Below are 17,779 nucleotides of genomic sequence, written 5' to 3'. Positions count from 1 at the left end.
TTTCTACAAGAAAACCATCGGTTACGGACTGCCGGACTTCGCAGAGGAACTCAACTACGGAGTCGATCTATCAACCATCTGAGGGTGGTATCAGATTGATGGGGTGAAGGTGCCCCATCAACCATTAAATCCGTATACCCATAATTATATTGCTTGCGGCCGGCTACAGTCTTAACTGGGACAGGTTTATGGCAGCCATAAAGCCTGGTCTTTTAGTTGGGTTGATGGGAGTACTACTTAGTTTGGTTTTAGGTTTCTCGGCCAGTTACCTGTTCAGGCACAACTTCGAAGAAGCCATATATGTCGGTATTGCTTTGTCTGCAACTAGTATCGGTTTGAGCGTATCGCTATTGAATTATGCAGGCAGCTTACAATCAAAGGTTGGACAAATACTGTTAGCCGCTGCTGTTGTAGACGATATTTTTGTATTATTTATATTAGCTACAGCTCATGCAGGCTTTAGTTCTGGCACTGATTCAAACGGTGTTTTGCTCTCTTTTTTGATGAGTCTTCTGATGTTATTTGCTCTGACTGTGTTGTTGAGTATCATAGCAAGGCTAATAAATTCTTACTCGTTGAAGCTAATAAAATTTCCACGCAGAGCTTCTATTGTCTTGATTGCATTTATTTCCGCAGGACTCACTGAAAAATTTGGCTTATCTCTGGTTATCGGCGGGTTCATCACTGGCGCAATTTTTTCTTTGTTTAAAAGCTCACCAACGGATTCAGATACAGTTTTTTTCAACAATTTAAGTAAAATTGCTGCGCCATTGTTTCTTTTAGCTGTAGGAATTCAGCTTACTGACATGACTATTGGAACTATTGATATGCTCTGGTACGTAAGTTTGATTTTAATTGCATCCATCTTAGGGAAAATCATGTCGCCCTTGATCATCGCGCCCCTTCTAAGCCCAAAAGAAGGTTGCTTACTCGGGTTTGCTATGCTCCCTCGCGCCGAAGTCGCAATAATTGTTGCTAGTGTCGGTATGAAACAACAACACCTTTCTCATCACGCAACGGTGGCTTTAGTCATGATGACGGTGGTGACAGTAATACTGGCATCAATAGTAGTTCCCAAGTTGGCTAGCGTTATTTCAGCACCAAAGCCAAAAATGGACTCAACTCGAGAATGAAAGATCTAGACCAATGAATTTAATAAAGTGTTTCTCACAAACTGTCTTAGGCTCAGCTACTGAATCAAATGAAAAATAGAGGGACATTGGATGTTGTTAATCACCTTTCCATTTATATTGGTTCTCACGGTAATCGTGCATTATCAGTTTCTTAGTAATATGGCAGTGATTTTTGAGACCAAATGGTCTCAATCAACAAAATTGGTGCTGATTATTTGTGGGCTATTCATCGCTCATATTATGGAAATAATAGTTTACGCAATGGTCTACTATCACTCTGATTATATGCTGGATATGGGAGAGGCTAAAGAAAGTTTTCAACAATGGCCAGACGCTTTGTATTTCTCATTTGTGGCCTATAGTTCTCTTGGTGCCGGTGAGTTATCACTACCACAACCATTGATGCTTCTTTATGGCTTAGAAGCCATTAATGGCTTACTCTTAATTGCTTGGTCGGCATCATTTTCATTATTGGCAATGAATAGGGTGCATTTTTGTGAGTCATGTAAAACCGATGCTGAAGAGAGTTAAATCCATGTTTGTCAGTAGCGTATAAAGGGACAGTGAGACAGGAATCAGATTATGATTCAGTTTTTATACCTCCATTAGTGGCTGTTACCAACAAAATAGCCACGATGATAAGTCCTGCACCTAACCACTGTAGCTCTGTTAGTGTTTCTGAAAAAAAGTTAAGTCCCAGATACAGACCGAATACAGGAGTCAGGAAATTATATACGTTGAGCTTGTATAGAGAGGTTCTGTGCATGAGCCAGAACCAAGTGACATAGGGAAGTGCGGTCCCGACCAATGCCAGCGACAGAAGGATAAGCGTGTAATTTAATTGCCAGTCTAATAAAGAAAAATGACTTGTGTTAAATGCCAGAAAAGCCAGAGGGATTGAGCCAAATAATAACTGGAGTCCCATTGCGATAAAGACATCAACCTGGCCCGCAATTTTTTTTAGCAAAACATTACTAATAGCCACGCCGGTCGAAGCCAGAAACACATAAAGAATCCCTTGCAGTACTGTCTCCCCAGTATCAAATAGCGTGTTTGTTGAGATTATGATAATTCCGATAAAACCTACGACAGTTCCTGTTAGTGGTATTTTTCCTAACTTTTCATTGAGCACATACCAGCCCAATACGCCAGCAATAAGTGGCTGGGTGTTGGTTAGTACAGTCGCAAACCCAGGATTGAGTAATTTGCCAGCATAGAACATACCCCACAGGCCAAGACCTGTTCCGCTAAAGCCAATGATGGCTATATAGACCCAAATTCTGATCGTGTTGGGAAAGCGGCGATTGATGAGTAACGCGATTGCAATAAGGACAGAACCAGCTGTGACAGCCCTCAAAAAAGCCGTTATCATCACTGGCGCATAGGGCAGACTTAACTTGATGAGTGGGTAACAAAGCGCCCACATCAGCATTACAGCAATCGCACCGGTGTGAATACTTTTCAAACTAAAGCCCTAATCAATGAAATCATTGGCTTGTTGTTATTCACGATACTGAGTTTGATGAGCAGCCATTACAGTCATTCAATGACTGTGTGGGCTCTCCTCGCTGCCCCTAGCAGTCAGAATTTGGTACTGTTCCGGAGAGAGTTCAGGCAGTTTTTTCAAGAAGGCAACAATATCCCATATACGTTGATCATCATGACCTGGAGCCCATGAGGGCATTGCCGAGGCCTTGATGCCATGCTTGATAATCCAGAAACGACGTTGATCACGTTGTTTCTCATTGAGTTTCTGAGATGATATTTTGGTTAGATCTGGAGGAGAAGGATAGAGTCCTTTTGTAAAGTCAGTTTCTGACGTAAATGGACTCAAATGACATGAAACACACATTTCGTTGTAGTCAGGTCCGCCTCTAAGTAATCTTGCTGGTGATGATAAATCATCTGGTACATGCACCTTTGCTGCAGCTTTAGCGACAGATCTTTCTCTTAGTGTTTCTAGCAACCAAAAAGTCCCTTTGTTATGTGGCACATCTGCACCAATCTGGTATAGCCCTGAGTAGATAAAAATAAATACTGCTAGAACAGCTGCCAGAATTAAAAATAATAAAGCTTTGATGAAATAAGTAAAATGTGATTGCATTGTTAATTCTCTGTTGTTAGTAATCATCTGCTGAATAAGAATTTAAAAAGGCTTTTTCTACAAACAAGATAGTGGCCATTATGCCCAGAGCAACACCCAGTATGACTGGATCGCTTAACCACTTACTAAGACTAAATCCAGCAAGCAAAACCACATTGAAACAGATGGCGATGACAGGGATGACAGGGCTGGCATTAATATCCTCACGCAGGTGCCTCAATACCCCCCATTGAATCGCCATATCCATGATCAAGTAAAGAATAATACCCAGAGAGGCAATCCGGCTCAGATCAAAAAATAGTGTTAATACCAGCCCCAGAACGACAGTATAGACAAGGGTGTGCTTTTGAATACTGCCGGGCATGCCAAAATGGCTGTGTGGGACCAGTTTCATTTCAGTCAGCATAGCCAGCATCCGTGATACAGCAAAAACACTGGCCATCAGACCGCCAGCAGTTGCCACAATGGCGATGATGACTGTGAACCAAACGCCGATTTCACCCGCGGCTGGCCTTGCTGCAGCAGCGAGGGAGTAGTCCCGCGCAGTAATTATCTCCTCAATCGTGAGATTCCCTGCCACGGACCAACCAACAAGGGCATAAATAATGATGCAAGCGGCAATAGAAATAATAATGGCCTTGCTGATATTTTTTCGCGGGTTTACTACCTCAGAACCGCTATTGGTAATTGTGGTAAAGCCTTTAAATGCTAGAACACCGAGTGCCGTGGCAGCGATGAAAGCATTCCAGTTGCCCGGTACGGCTGAAAGATTGATGTCAGATTCCAGACCTTGTCCCGATCTCAGCATGAGGTAGAGGCCTAACAAGCCGAAGACAATAATGCCAACAATTTTGACTACGCCCAGAACATAAGCCGTTCCTTGAATATATTTGTTGCTCGTTAGGTTGACCAGAAAAACGGCGACTAACAGACATGCCCCAAGCACAGGCACCCAGAAATCCGTGTTTTCAACATCAAAAAGTTGCAGGGTGTAACTACCAAAGGTTCTGGCCAGAAAACTCTGGGCGATGACCATGGAGACATACATGAGCAGGGCATGAAATGCCGTAGTCAGGGAGTGGCCATACATCTTATGCAGATACATGCCGATACCGCCTGCTGACGGGTATTTGTCAGAGACCTTGATGTAGGAGTAGGCGCTGAAACTGACGACGATAGCTGCTGCCAGAAAGGCAAAGGGAAAGGCAGATCCAGCCAATTGTGCCATCTGGCCGGTCAGTGAAAAAATCCCAGCCCCAATCATCACGCCGGTGCCCAATGCGGCGGTGCCTGTCAGAGATAAACTGTTTTTCTGATAATGCGTACTGTGATCATCGTGGTCTGACATCTGTCATCCCTATTTTTGCTGTAAATTTGTGACTAAAACCACATACGAACGCCGGCTACCAAGCCAAATTCATTGTGGTCTTTCCCCTGAGCCTGTTCCAGATCCGCAGTCTGTCCAAGGGCACTACGCCAGTAAGCGCCAATGTAGGGGGCAAACTCTCGACTTAACTCATATCGATAGCGAAGTCCCAACCTAACACTATTGATGCCGCTGGGTCGGTCATACTCCAAAGCATCAGTGAATGCCGCATTAAGTTCCAGCCTGGGTTGTAGATAGGAAACTTGTGAAAGGCGAATGTCATATTCAGCTTCAACTTTAGCTGAGACATCACCATCCTCATTAATCTGTAATGCGTTATCCATTTCAAAACGGTATGGTGCCAGACCGAACAGACTCACGACGGCATAGTGTTCAAGGTTAACATCTGACTTCAACGAGCCTCGCGCGCCCAGACCTGCCTGTAGCTCCCAAAAAGGAGAGATCAGCTTGCTGCCCAATATCTCAGTTCGCTCCAGTTCCGAGGGCTCGCCATCATTCAGCTGATTTTCGCCTTCACTTTTGAAGTACACCCGTGCTTCATCACCACCATACCAGGCCAGCATATCCCAAGTCGCCACATTGTCACCATTGTCATTTTGACTGATTTCCAGGCGGTCAATCATCAACTGTCCAGTGTAGTAGGGCTTGACAGGTTCTGGCCAGTCATCCTCGGCATGCTGAGCCATGACAGCAGATGACAACAACGCTAATGACATTGATAGCAATGCAATAAATTTCTTCATAGCGGACCTCTTAAGCAACAGAAACGACACGGAACATGCCAGCTTCCATGTGATAAAGCAGATGACAATGGAACGCCCAGCTACCTAGCGCATCTGCACTGATTTGCAATGACACCACTTCGCTTGGTTTGACGCTGATGGTATGCTTTCTAGGCCTTGGATATTGACCATTTTCAAGCTCCATCCACATCCCATGCAGGTGGATCGGATGCTCCATCATGGTGTCATTAACGAGTATCAGCCTCAGCCTTTCGCCATAGTGAAACTCAATCGGACCATCAACCTCTGTGAACTCGATACCGTCAAAAGACCACATGTATTTTTCCATGTTGCCGGTCAGGTGTAACTCGATTTCTCTTACGGGTTCCCGTTCATCCGGCCATGGATGGGCCCCAATCAGATCCCCGTAAACCAGCACACGGTGATCAACATGCTCAAGTCCCACGCCAGGCTCATTCAGACGACTGATCGGGTTCTCGGCAATCATCGCGGCACCGGGGCCATGGCCGCCGTCCTGGTGCGTGACTTTTATTTTCGGGGCAGAGGGAAGGCCAGCATGACCTGAATGGTCGTCAGTCATCTGCTTCATATCCATGTCGGACATATTGTCCATCTGATGGGTCTGATTACCATCGGACATCGTCCCCATATCATCTTTCATGGCCATCGCTGACATATCATGGCCCATGCCCATCGCTGCCATGCCTCGTTCTGGGGTCGGTCTCAGAGCGGGCACCTCGGCTGACTGGCCCATTTCCGTGGCGAGCGTGCCGCGAACATAACCACTTCGGTCCATACTTTCGGCAAAAAGGGTATAGGGGCGGGTGTCTTTGGGTTGAACAACGACATCATAGGTCTCTGCTACACCTATTCTGAACTCATCAACAGTCACTGGCATGACGGGTTGACCATCGGCAGCTACTACAACCATCTCCAGCCCCGGAATTCTGAAATCAAAAAACGACATAGCCGAGCCGTTAATGATTCTGAGACGTACCTTTTCACCTGGTTTATAGAGTGCCGTCCAGTTAGTCTGACTGTCGCGACCGTTCATAAGATAGGTGTAGGTCGAGCCAGTGACATCTAGAATGTCCCGAGGACTCATACGCATACGGTTCCACATCGAGCGCTCTTTCCAGGTTTGCTCGAATCCCTGTTTGTCTATGTCATCAAGCGTGTCAAAAATGGTGCGCTGATGGTAGTTGTAGTAGCCTTCAGCCACTTTAAGGTGTCTGAATACATCATGCGGATCTTCAAAGGTCCAGTCACTGAGCACAATCACATGTTCCCGGTCAGCACCGATATCACCATCCGCCGAGTCAATAATCAGAGGGCCCAAGTGGCCAAGTTGTTCTTGCATCCCTGAGTGACTGTGATACCAGAAAGTCCCGTGTTGTTTAACGTCAAACTCGTAATTAAAGGTCTGTCTCGGTTTGATGCCCGCATAGCTCACACCGGGCACACCATCCATATTTTCCGGCAGGATAATGCCATGCCAATGAATAGACGTGTCCTCATCAAGTGCATTCGTCACATTCAGCCTGGCACGCTGACCTTCCCTGAGTCGAATCAGTGGACCAGGCATAGAACCATTAATAGTGATGGGTCTGGTCATCTGGCCTGCAACAGTCATAGGCTGGCGCTCTACCAGCAAATCGACTGTCTCATTGCTGTCGATAATCTGCCCATAACTCCGACCCAGAGGGCTTGCCCAGGCAGGCGCCATTTTTGCCAGCAAAAGTGTCGAACTCACTTTTAACGCTGACGAGAGAAACTTTCTTCTACTTGATAGCGGTGACGTCATAATTGATAGTCATTTATTGATTAATTAGTTTCACTTACTGGTGATTATGTTGCATGTCAGATTTTTTATCTGTGGTTGAATTCTTATGATCATTTGAATGTCCCTGCATATCATGTGACATACATTTTTGCATCATTGCCTGCGTAACAGGGTCATTCATGTCCATCTTACCGTGATCCATATCTTTCATTGCAGTACAATTCGGTTCTTTACTGCTACCCATGTTTGCGTGATCTTCTTGTTCGTGTGCATAGAGACTTATAGGAACTTGGAGTGCAACAACTGACATGACTATGTGAACTAATTTTATTTTCATTTCATTTTTCCTAGTTATTTGATTTCTATTTAATAGCGAATTTTATTTCAACTTTTTTGTAGTCTACTTGTTCATTTATTACATAGACATTGCTCAAACATGACAATAATGTAATTCTCAGTCAAATATGCATCGAGTATGCTGAACTAAATATATAAGGTGCAAACATAGCATTTATTTGCTGATTTTTAGGGAAGGTGTAAATGCGCATACTCGTTGTTGAGGACGAAGCAAAAACAGGTAATTACATTAAGCAGGGATTAACCGAAGCCGGTTTTCTCGTCACGCTATCTTCAAATGGCTTGGATGGATACCACCATGCTATGACTGAGACTTTCGACTTGGTCATCTTGGATGTCATGCTGCCTGATGTTAACGGCTGGAAAATTCTTCAGGCGCTGCGTGAATCAGCTAACCAGACACCGGTGTTATTTTTAACAGCACGGGATAGTGTTAATGACAGGGTAAAAGGCTTGGAGTTGGGAGCGGATGATTATCTCGTCAAACCTTTTGCATTTGTGGAACTGTTGGCAAGGGTAAGAAGTTTGTTACGTCGCGGGACTTTGTCAAATATATTTGATCAGTTCAATATCGCTGACTTGTTAGTCGATTTGCCTTCGAGGAAGGTCAGCAGGGCAGGGAAAAAAATTACTTTGTCTCAAAAGGAATTCCTGTTGTTGGAACTATTCATCCGTAGAGAAGGTGAGGTGTTGCCAAGATCATTAATAGCCTCTGAAGTCTGGGATATGAATTTCGATAGTGATACCAATGTCATTGATGTTGCAGTAAGGCGGCTACGCGCCAAAATTGATGATGATTTCGACATTAAGTTAATACATACCATTCGTGGGATGGGGTATAAATTTGAGTATGAGACTCAAGGCAATGATAAGGGGTAAGCTGGGTCAGCTCTCGTTGACTTTAAGGTTGATGATGTTTGCTGGTACTGCAATAACGCTGAGCTTGATCTTCAGTGGTTTCTTGGTACTGAAGTCCGTCAAACACCATTTTGCAGAGCAGGACTATGAGGAATTAACTGTCGTACTTGAGAGTATTAAGCACCAATTGAACAGCATTGATGCTGATAGAGCAAAAGTTCAGAACGCTTTATCAAAAGCGATCTCAGGTCATCATGGTATTTTTTTCCGTGTTGATACTGAAAATGGAAAACCAATATTTCTTTCCAGAAACGCTGAGTTTCTTGAGCATCTTGAATATGAACAAAAACTAGAAATAGCCAGTCGAGAACAATTGAAAAAATGGCAAATCGGCAGTGGTCTTTATCGAGGATTGATTGCTGAGCTCACTGTTAATGGTCAGACATATAACGTAATAACTGCTATGGACATGGCCTTTCACAAGCAGTTTCTTGATAAATTTACAATAAAGATGTGGCTAATGATGTTAGTTATAGGCATTATCACCATAAGTGCCACTTGGTTTGTAATTTATCAGGGCCATCAACCTCTCAAGTCTCTGAGTACAAAAATCAGAAACATTCAGACAAACCGACTCAATGAGAGAATTAATTCAAATGAATTGCCTATTGAGCTCAGAGGACTTGCTCTATCATTCAACGAAATGCTGCAACATGTAGAAGAGGGGTTTGAACGTTTATCTAATTTCACATCTGATATAGCTCATGAGTTAAGGACGCCATTAACAAATATCATAACACAGAACCAAGTCATGATTGTTCAGCAACGCTCATCAGAGGAATACAGAGAGCTACTTTATTCTAACCTTGAAGAACTAGAGCGTCTTGCTAAAATGGTTAGCCAAATGCTCTGGCTGGCTCAGAGTGACAACAATCTCATCAAACCCGCTTCAAATTTTATTAATTTAAATCAAGAAATTAAAGAATTATTAGAGTTTTTTGAGGCATTAGCTTCAGAAAAAAATATCAGGCTTATTCAGGAAGGAGAAGTGCCGTGGATATATGCTGATAGAGATCTCTTACGACGTGCAATATCCAACCTTATTTCCAATGCTATTCGATATACTCCCTCTGGTAAGGAATTCCGGATCGTGTCAAGTGTCAAGCATGATGACATAATCCAGCTTGATTTCATTAATCCTGGTCAGCCAATTCCTACTAAACACCTTACAAAAGTATTCGACAGGTTTTATAGAGTGGACTCGTCTAGAAGTGATAACACAGAGGGTACAGGATTAGGATTGGCAATAACAAAATCTATAATCGAAGCACATAGAGGGAGTATTAGTATAACTTCAAATCATCAACATACAACAATCAGTTTATGTTTACCTACAACTTAAGCAAACAACAGTTAAGTGTAGAAAATATAATAATCATAAGGTATCTAGTTTATATATCGCTAGACTTAAAGAAATATTCAATCGATTGCCTAGATCTAGAGAGTAAACTAAAATATCAATATTTTCCATTATAAAAAGTACTACAACTTTCAATAGATTTTCTAATTGTCAAAGACAACTTACTTTTAATTTTTTCTGTATTATCTTTTGATATAAAGCCACCCTAATATTCCTGTAATTATTATTAGTAATGTAATTTGCTATTTAGTAAGACTTCATATTGGATATCTACTAGATATCTAAATAATATCTATTGAGTAAGTAGAGCAATTATCAAAAGAAAAGATTGTTTATTTCTTTGAAATTCGTTGTGCTTTTTCCCTTATAATCTTTTGTCTGGCATTTGCAGCTTTCATTTCTTTGATGAATTTCATTGAAGCATGCAACATAAAAATAGCATCAACTATTTTTTTCCCGTCTTTGACACTATTCATTTCATATCTCATCAAAATACCGCTTTCCACTAATTCTTCAACGGCCATTTTTAATGTTTCTATTCGTCTAGTAATGAGTTTGTGATGCATTAGCCCAGAATCACGATCTATCTCACTAAAGATGATTTTATAAGCAGGTGCATCAATTCCTGCATTAATGAACCTATCTGCTAGTCGTTTAAATAACCATCTTGCTAATGGCTGTTTAAGACTCATTGCATCTGCGTAGTTGTACTGACGATAATCAAATTTATTAATAGCTCTACTTATAAGTGATGAGAATTTTACTGCAGAAAGGGCATTACTATCTGTTCTATAAGCAGCTCTATCTTGAAGTAACTTGTCAGAGAGTATGTTTGAACTATATGCCTGCTTACCATTTACAGTGATTGTTAGACGACAGTTTTCCATGATTTCTAGTGCCTGTTTAACTTCATCATGGCTACGAACTTTTCCAAAAGCTTTAAGTTCTTTGACAATCATATTTATTGTGAATTTGCACCAAGTTTCATCTCGATCGGAGTCATGAAATCCATGTCTTTGTTGAAGGAAGATTTTACGTAAAATATCTTCAATTAATTCTTCAGACTCTGCAGGATAAAAGTCCTTTTCTTCACCACCTACTTCTATGCGTGCTGGTTTTAATTCCATTTCACAAATCTCACCAGCTGGTGATTGAAATTTTTTCCTAAGAATAGGTAAATTACCCGCTTCGTTACGCATAGCAGCTTGGATTTGTCGTGATACGCTGTATCTTGGAATGGAATCCCAAAAACTCAGTAAGTTTGATAACTGCTCTGTATCACCTGAAGGACCAAGCAAAGTAGCAAACAAATCATAGTTCTGACTGCTTTGAGGGAAAGCCGGTGCTTTATCTTGTGATTCCTGAATGTCGTCTAGAATAGAACGAGCATTTTTTTTTGTATCATTGTCGTCTTTCAACTTATTACCTGACATTCCTGTGTGATACCTTTGTCCTAAGAACTGTACTACGAGATGATGACATAAAAAACATATGACGCAAGCCTTTATCTTCTTGAAAGAAAGATGGTCTTTTTTTATAAGAGGAGTAGAGGAGAGGAAAGGCTGATAAGTTCAACATTATCAAATAGTTATGACTAATAAAATCCTCAAAACCTAGAACCTGATAATTTTTTACCACATTAAAACAACAAATAACCTCAAAACCTAGATACTGAAGTATCAACTCTCCTTGAAACCTTGAAGGTGTCTCCCGAAAACCTTGAACATTTTATTAAATTTTGGCTCTTAGAATTTAACATAATGTTGTGGATAACTAGTGCTCTCCTCAAAACCTTGAATAAAAATCCTAAGAACCTAGATGGGGAAGGATTAACTATCCCGAAAACCTAGAATGTAATGTTCCTTAAACTCTCCGGAAAACCTTGAACCCAGGCGCAAAAAGAACCCTTTAGGTACAAAATCAACTCTCCGGAAAACCTTGAACATTTCATCATTAATTTTGATGTTCCCGGTTACAGAAGCCACCAATTTAACTCTCCGGAAAACCTCGAACGTAGTCTTAACTCTCCTGAAAACCTAGAACCCTAAATGCTAGTTAATTAAATTATCAGTGGGGGCTTAGTCCAACTCTCCGGAAAACCTCGAACAGAAATCCATATATTTCATATACTTATAAAATTGATGTGATAACTATACTTATGAACGGTCTCTGTTGCACGTTAATTTTCATATAAATCGATTTAAAATTAAGCCCTGGTCATTCTGTGAAATGAATTCGCTAAATCTCATCATCTTTGTCCTGTCTAACTCTCCGCAATTCCTAGAATCCTATCCATATAAAACAGTAGCTTAAGTAAGTCTCCTGAAAACCTTGATACCAATTCACTCTTATTTATTGCATCTGTCTAGCCACTAACTCTCCGGAAAACCTCTACCATTACTAGAGCTTTTTATGAGTAATAAAAAGAGTGTAAATCCTCTAACTCTCCGCAAAACCTAGAACCTATACATATATAAATCAATGATATAGACATGTCTCCTAAAAACCTTGAACCTTTTGGTTTGTTAACTCTCCGCAAAACCTCGATATAAACTATATACAAAACAACAAGATATATAAGTCTCCTGAAAACCTAGAGGGTGGTTATTTAATAACTCTCCCGGAAACCTCTATCCGGTTATTGGTGTTAATAAATGTGATTTGTATAAGGAGAATCTAATGAGAAGTGTGAAGAAGATCACTACCATGCTTTGACTCAGCTGTAAGTAAGCGCTATCTTTATCTTACTGATTTTGTACCTACTATTTTTTTCTAGTTAGGTATGAAGTGTTCGTTCAACTCACCAACTGAACGCTCAATAACTCACCTGTAAACAGGTGCTGTCAATTAATCGTGATTATCTGTAAGCAGATGATTTACCCATAGGGGAATACATTCCCTTGTGGGCATTGTGTTCTCCTTTTTTATCTTTAAGGAGTCCACCATGACAAAAACTAACGTTCTTGAAGTAAGTTTTGAGAATTCGTCTGAGCAAACGCTGGAAGACACCATGAACGATCTGATTACATTATCAGATAGCATGACTACACCGGCTGGCAAAAAGACAATTGAGGCTGCTATTGAAGCAATTGCTGAAGAGCAACGTCGACGAGCTGCTAAACCAGTTCTTGTTTCTATTTAGGTTTCCGCTGATTATCTGCAGCAAGAGTTAACGCCCCTTTGGGCGTTAACGAATCTGCAATCTGAAAGGCAGTATCTCTATCTTTATCTATTACCAACGCTTTTATTATCTCATTAGCTTTTTCGACTTCTAATGCCTCTCGATTGCCTTGGATGATTTTCAGAGATTTCTTCTTATCTGCCATTTAGTTTCCGTAAATTTAGGGGAGCTTATGAAAGCAATACTCAATTTAACAAAACAAATGACCTGGTGCGAGTTTGCCGGATCATTATTTGGACTGATAGGTGCGTTTGTTCTGGCCAGACAGGACCAGGGATCAGAAGCTGGGTTTATATTCTTTTTAATCTCAAACCTATTCTTTATACATTTTTCTATAACTAATCGTTATTTCGCTTTACTCGCTATGCAAATTGGCTTCACAGCAACAAGCTTGATGGGCATTTACAACGGTTTTATTCTCTAATTACTCAATCCATACTTTAAAGAAGTATCAGACTGAGCCCTCATGGGGCTCAGCCACTTCAGTATAGCTTTGTTCAGTCTTTAAATAGCATGGCATTATTGCTGACCTGCTTGTTTGAGAATGGCAGCATGGCACTTAAGGTTGGCGAGCACACCTTCAACACCAATTTCTGGTCTGTTTTTCATTAGTTGAGCCAAAATAAGCCCGCGAATCTCAAAAATATCACTTGCAGAGATTGGTACAGCAATTTGGTTGTAATCTTTTGCCGACATATTTAGAAAATAGTTCTTTCCCTGGTTTTCGATCATCAATCGCTTTGTATTGTCAGCGCCATAGTTCGAGAGTTCAACTTTCTTCAATAAGCCAAACATGACAGCAGCGACATTGGGTAAATCACTCCGAGTAATTTGGATTCTTAGCTTTTTATTCCAATCGTATTTGCGAGGAGCTACTGACACAGCACCATCGATAGCAATAGTGTCATCTTCATCACGAGTCTTGTCATAAGCAAAATAGAGAGCGGCTTTACTACCATAGACATGATGGCCAATAAACTCTACCGGTGCAGTTTGTTTTTGAGACTGTTCATCATTTGTATTGTGATGGGTAGGGTGATTATTGTCAGCCTTATCTTCAGAGTCCACTTGCTGATCAGAATATTGAGGTCGGAAGTGATTCATTGGACGTTGATCGAGGTTGTTTTGAGATGGGGCTGAATCCACTAAATCCTGATGCTGAGATTCGTTTATTACAAAAACTAAGCCAGGCTGCTCTTTATAGTGAGCCAGTATTGTAATCAGATCATCACGTGCTTTTGGATTAGATGTGCAATGTGCAAGAGCTTTAGCAAATTGAGCTACCTGACTGACGAAATGTAAACCTTTATCAGTCACTCGCATCTTTATACCTACGGTTTTCAGGATCTGATTTGTATTTTCAACAGTGAGAGATGACATAGACGCTTCCTGTAATAATTTACTATTACATGCATATTATAACACAATCACAGTAACGCAACTCTACAACTAAGCCTTCTCTTTCTGCCTTGAAATATAGGTTTTCCTCCGCTGTATAAATCCTTTTGTTTTTTATTTTTTTATATTCTTTTTTTACTATCTATTTATGTCTATTTAACGCTACGTGGGGCATTCATAGTAGTTGATATTTGATGAATAAATGTATGACCGTCTAGCAAAGACTTAATACGATCACGGTTGGCTATGCAGGCTAGAAAGGTGTGTTTTATTCGGAAAGAGTATAAAGCTTGTTATACGGTGGTTGTGTTATATTATGCATTATATAAATTATTCTAAAAGGCTATTTATGACTATGGCGCCAGAGATAATGAGTCTTATTGAGCGTTTTGAAGAGATATATCTACCATTGCGAGAACTGCAGCATGCACTAGCAGAGTTTGTCCGTGTAGATAATGAATATCCATATTGGGCTCATCTGGATGCGAGTAGAGAGCTAGTCGCATCACATATCGAATCTATGGAGTACCAGGATGATGATTCCAAAGCGGGGAGTACTTCGTCTATGCCTGCTGTTTTGGGCGTACCCTATGGAATGCTCTACGAAGTACGTGCAATTAATGAAATGAGAGAAAACCTTATGGCTTTTCTCCGTGAATCCGACAAAGAGACTACTCCTGAGGGACTTCGACTGAGCAAGTATTTGTTAGAGAAAGCAGGATTACATCGTTTTAATCGTAAAACTGCTGGTCGGACGTTTCGCGTACTTGATAACAAGCCCGAATCTATCAGTTTTATCTGGTCGCAATCAAGATCAACACATAAACTGTCGCGAGATGAGGCCATAGAGGTCGCTAATCGTAAAATTGCAAAAGTGCGTGATCAAAAAGAGCTTCAAATTTTAAAATCTGAGCATGCTAGGTTAATGGAATTACCCGAAGATGAAATTCTGGCCAGAGTTTATGTGACAACCGCCCAACCCAAAATGAATATAATCATTCAAGGTAAGCGTATGCCGGTCACGACTGCTCATTTACCTTTATTCTATCCAGCTGATAGCGATGAACAACTACCTATCATCATCCCATTAGCAGAACAATGGGAAGACAGACCACGTATCAGGCGTAGTGATGCTACGTTATGTGAAACGGCTTACTGCCCATTATTAAATATCTATCGTTATCTACCCGAGGATAAGCTTAGGAAAAAGAAAAAATGACAGGGACTCTTCAAACTTTTACATGGCTTACAGCAGTAATTGTTACCGGGATTTGTTTCTCTAACCTAGCTGATACACTAAATCAACCCAGTCCTAAGGAATTTTTACTAATTTCTAACGGCTGTATTGCTGAGCAGAATCTTCGTCATGGTAAGTGTCCGAAATTATTACTATTTGGCGTAGATGCTTCTTTATATCTCTACAATCCTAGCTATAAGGCCATAATCAGTGAATCTCCTAATGACTTTTCAAATATTGTTCAAATGAGAGAGCATATGGTGCAAGAGACTCATAAATTTGCTGAACAAAAAGGCATTATGTTGTCTGACAGTTATACTTCTCACTGGCCTAAGCCCTAATTAAAAACGTAACATGGAGGTTCATTTTGCTAGAAAGCAATGTCATTAAACTGGCAAAAGCTAGACTTGAGGCTTTAAAAGTACTTGCCGCTGATCACATTGAGTTTCAGGACGTATTCAGTTTATACAGTGAAATTAAAGGGCTGGTGGACCTTCGATATATGAATCCAACCCACCTTTCTGATGATGCAATCAATGAATTAATATTGATAGACAATCTCGCCAGCCTGACGATGAGAAACGTTAATCCTGCAGCGATAAAAGTCAGAACAGAACAAGGCGCCCGACTTGATGAATATATGACTATGAACGAGCGTGAACTTATCGATCTCATATTTAAACACGGGGGCCGCTTTAACAATCAGGACGCCATCTCTGTTGCAATTCACCGTGGACTACTCGACGACGTATTAAGTGAGCGTCTCGCTTACGAACAAGTAGCCAAAAGAGAAGTTGAGGCGAGCATGAGTGTACTTCATGATTGAGTTCTTTTTGGTGAAAAACTAACAAAAGCTGTACTAGTTCGGGCTTGATGTGATAGTTATCCGTTTTAGATAAACGTGTCTGTCAGATTAAATTTGAGCTAAATTCTTTTTTACCCAAATTAATTCCCTATCGTCCAAGGTTGCCATTGGTGTATGACCATTACATATTTTGGGTGTCCGGATTTAGTGCATGATTTTACTCTGCATTAGAATGAGGCAAGCAAAAATACCATCGGATTATCTGGTTATGGCTTCGACCTACTGCTTATGCGCACTCCCTTTGCCGATTCCAGCAAGAACCCCACAAGCCCCAACTTCCCGGCCATCGCTACAACCCGCTCTCAGCGAGACAAGTTGTTTCTCAAGCTCTTGCAGAGCAGTTATTTGCGACCGCACATGAGAAATGTGGTCATCAAGCAAGGTGTTGATAGCAGCACAAGGCTGACGAGGGTCGTCCTGATAGCGCTGTAGTTCGCGAATCTCAGCCAGTGACAGATCGAGGATTCTACAGCGACAGATGAAGGCCAGCCGCTCACCATGCTTCTCGGTATAGGTGCGGTAACCGTTTTCCTGCCGATCAGGCGGAGGCAACAGGCCCTGCTGTTCATAGAAGCGGATCGTCTGGGTATTGATCCCGACTGACCGAGCCAACTGTCCAATGCGCATCAGACTCCTCCTCAACGGATTCTTTCCGTTTTATTGACCTTATAGTTACTATATGGTTTTAAATGATAACCCAATAATGTTCAAGCGGAATCGTATTATGAGCAAGACCTGCACAAATGCCTGTGGCTGTGATGCAACTTCCAAAGCAGATACCGATAGGTGGATCTCCTTCGAAGCATCGGGGAGATGGGTCAGCGTTTATGCCGTACCGAAGATGGACTGTCCTTCAGAAGAACGAATGATTCGCCTGGCCCTGAATGGCTTTGATGAGATTCGGGCGCTGTCTTTCGACCTGTCGAATCGCCAGTTGAAGATCATGCATGATGGAGAGGCTGCTCCTTTCACTGCGAAACTGACGACCCTGGGGCTGGGAGCTTCGTTTCAGGAAACCGTCACTGCCGATCCGGAGAACATCAAGGCCGACGAATCCTTCGCAGCCTCTGCTACCAAAGAGTCAGTCATGCTGACGTGGTTGCTCGGCATCAATGCAGTCCTGTTCGTGGTTGAAATGGCAGCCGGTCTGATCGCCCAGTCCACCGGCCTGGTTGGTGAGTCCCTCGACAATTTTGCCGATGCGGCAGTCTACGGGCTCGCCCTTTATGCCGTTGGGCATAGCGTGAAAATGCAGGTACGCGCCGCGCATCTTGCGGGGGTGCTCCAGTTGATTCTGGCTGTTGGCGTGCTCG

General features: G+C 41.8%; 20 protein-coding genes. 10 read left to right on the top strand and 10 right to left on the bottom strand.

All coding sequences use genetic code 11. The annotated features are described in order from the left end of the window. The first annotated feature begins 149 nt into the window (after positions 1–149). Positions 150–1,133, top strand: a complete 984-nt coding sequence (locus tag AC13DA_RS00215) for a cation:proton antiporter (RefSeq protein ID WP_482945755.1) — start codon at positions 150–152, stop codon at positions 1,131–1,133. Between the two features lie 90 nt (positions 1,134–1,223). Further along, positions 1,224–1,664, top strand: coding sequence for an ion channel (locus AC13DA_RS00210; RefSeq protein ID WP_007146166.1), 441 nt, complete (start codon positions 1,224–1,226; stop codon positions 1,662–1,664). Between the two features lie 49 nt (positions 1,665–1,713). On the opposite strand, the gene AC13DA_RS00205 is transcribed toward AC13DA_RS00210, so the two are convergent. The 6 genes from AC13DA_RS00205 to AC13DA_RS00180 form a co-directional block, all read right to left on the bottom strand. After that, positions 1,714–2,598: a DMT family transporter gene (locus tag AC13DA_RS00205; RefSeq protein WP_040576538.1), complete on the bottom strand. Its 885-nt coding sequence runs from the start codon at positions 2,596–2,598 to the stop codon at positions 1,714–1,716. 78 nt (positions 2,599–2,676) lie between these two features. Continuing rightward, the gene (locus tag AC13DA_RS00200; RefSeq protein ID WP_007146168.1) at positions 2,677–3,237 is read right to left on the bottom strand and encodes a c-type cytochrome; all 561 of its coding nucleotides are present in this window, start codon (positions 3,235–3,237) and stop codon (positions 2,677–2,679) included. 16 nt (positions 3,238–3,253) lie between these two features. Next, positions 3,254–4,585: an APC family permease gene (locus AC13DA_RS00195; RefSeq protein WP_007146169.1), complete on the bottom strand. Its 1,332-nt coding sequence runs from the start codon at positions 4,583–4,585 to the stop codon at positions 3,254–3,256. Positions 4,586–4,617: 32 nt separating this feature from the next. After that, positions 4,618–5,367 carry a copper resistance protein B gene (locus AC13DA_RS00190; protein ID WP_007146170.1) on the bottom strand — a complete coding sequence of 250 codons (750 nt, stop codon included), beginning with the start codon at positions 5,365–5,367 and terminating at the stop codon, positions 4,618–4,620. Between the two features lie 10 nt (positions 5,368–5,377). Further along, the gene (locus AC13DA_RS00185; RefSeq protein ID WP_040576539.1) at positions 5,378–7,171 is read right to left on the bottom strand and encodes a copper resistance system multicopper oxidase; all 1,794 of its coding nucleotides are present in this window, start codon (positions 7,169–7,171) and stop codon (positions 5,378–5,380) included. 34 nt (positions 7,172–7,205) lie between these two features. After that, positions 7,206–7,487 (bottom strand): hypothetical protein, encoded by a 282-nt coding sequence (locus tag AC13DA_RS00180; protein WP_040576540.1) that lies wholly within the window; start codon positions 7,485–7,487, stop codon positions 7,206–7,208. Between the two features lie 203 nt (positions 7,488–7,690). Between AC13DA_RS00180 and AC13DA_RS00175 the strand changes: the two genes are divergently transcribed. Together AC13DA_RS00175 and AC13DA_RS00170 are read left to right on the top strand one after the other, a co-directional pair. After that, complete coding sequence (locus AC13DA_RS00175; RefSeq protein WP_007146173.1) at positions 7,691–8,386, top strand: heavy metal response regulator transcription factor; 696 nt, start codon at positions 7,691–7,693, stop codon at positions 8,384–8,386. Further along, positions 8,358–9,767 carry a heavy metal sensor histidine kinase gene (locus tag AC13DA_RS00170; protein ID WP_007146174.1) on the top strand — a complete coding sequence of 470 codons (1,410 nt, stop codon included), beginning with the start codon at positions 8,358–8,360 and terminating at the stop codon, positions 9,765–9,767. Before AC13DA_RS00175 ends, AC13DA_RS00170 begins: the two co-directional genes overlap by 29 nt. 350 nt (positions 9,768–10,117) lie before the next feature. On the opposite strand, the gene AC13DA_RS00165 is transcribed toward AC13DA_RS00170, so the two are convergent. Then, positions 10,118–11,218: a hypothetical protein gene (locus tag AC13DA_RS00165; protein WP_007146175.1), complete on the bottom strand. Its 1,101-nt coding sequence runs from the start codon at positions 11,216–11,218 to the stop codon at positions 10,118–10,120. A 1,511-nt stretch (positions 11,219–12,729) separates the two neighbouring features. On the opposite strand from AC13DA_RS00165, the gene AC13DA_RS00160 reads away from it, so the two are divergent. Then, positions 12,730–12,927, top strand: a complete 198-nt coding sequence (locus AC13DA_RS00160; RefSeq protein WP_007146176.1) for a hypothetical protein — start codon at positions 12,730–12,732, stop codon at positions 12,925–12,927. Here the strand turns inward: AC13DA_RS00160 and AC13DA_RS00155 are convergent. Beyond that, positions 12,920–13,111 carry a hypothetical protein gene (locus tag AC13DA_RS00155; protein WP_007146177.1) on the bottom strand — a complete coding sequence of 64 codons (192 nt, stop codon included), beginning with the start codon at positions 13,109–13,111 and terminating at the stop codon, positions 12,920–12,922. The two genes, AC13DA_RS00160 and AC13DA_RS00155, sit on opposite strands and share 8 nt — an antisense overlap. Positions 13,112–13,138: 27 nt before the next feature. Here AC13DA_RS00155 and AC13DA_RS00150 point away from each other — a divergent pair, with 27 nt between their 5' ends. Then, complete coding sequence (locus AC13DA_RS00150) at positions 13,139–13,390, top strand: nicotinamide mononucleotide transporter (RefSeq protein ID WP_007146178.1); 252 nt, start codon at positions 13,139–13,141, stop codon at positions 13,388–13,390. A gap of 95 nt (positions 13,391–13,485) precedes the next feature. On the opposite strand, the gene AC13DA_RS00145 is transcribed toward AC13DA_RS00150, so the two are convergent. Continuing rightward, on the bottom strand, positions 13,486–14,346 hold the full coding sequence (locus AC13DA_RS00145; protein ID WP_330109664.1) for a hypothetical protein: 861 nt from the start codon (positions 14,344–14,346) through the stop codon (positions 13,486–13,488). A 367-nt stretch (positions 14,347–14,713) separates the two neighbouring features. Between AC13DA_RS00145 and AC13DA_RS00140 the strand changes: the two genes are divergently transcribed. Genes AC13DA_RS00140 through AC13DA_RS00130 form a run of 3 tightly spaced genes read left to right on the top strand, consistent with a single transcriptional unit; the run spans position 14,714 to position 16,427 of the window. Then, entirely contained in the window at positions 14,714–15,583 is an 870-nt protein-coding gene (locus AC13DA_RS00140) for a DNA replication terminus site-binding protein (RefSeq protein WP_158005170.1), read from the top strand. Further along, a complete protein-coding gene (locus AC13DA_RS00135; protein WP_007146181.1) occupies positions 15,580–15,942 on the top strand; it encodes a hypothetical protein in 363 nt (120 codons plus the stop codon). Before AC13DA_RS00140 ends, AC13DA_RS00135 begins: the two co-directional genes overlap by 4 nt. A gap of 26 nt (positions 15,943–15,968) precedes the next feature. Then, complete coding sequence (locus AC13DA_RS00130; protein WP_007146182.1) at positions 15,969–16,427, top strand: hypothetical protein; 459 nt, start codon at positions 15,969–15,971, stop codon at positions 16,425–16,427. A 258-nt stretch (positions 16,428–16,685) separates the two neighbouring features. On the opposite strand, the gene cadR is transcribed toward AC13DA_RS00130, so the two are convergent. Continuing rightward, complete coding sequence (cadR, locus tag AC13DA_RS00125) at positions 16,686–17,093, bottom strand: Cd(II)/Pb(II)-responsive transcriptional regulator (RefSeq protein WP_007146183.1); 408 nt, start codon at positions 17,091–17,093, stop codon at positions 16,686–16,688. A 97-nt stretch (positions 17,094–17,190) separates the two neighbouring features. On the opposite strand from cadR, the gene AC13DA_RS00120 reads away from it, so the two are divergent. Next, positions 17,191–17,779, top strand: a 589-nt coding sequence (locus tag AC13DA_RS00120) for a cation transporter (protein ID WP_482945754.1), incomplete at its 3' end; no start/stop codon positions are given.

Source organism: Methylophaga sp. F-2, assembly GCF_056859315.1.
This window is presented reverse-complemented; position numbering and strand designations above follow the sequence as displayed.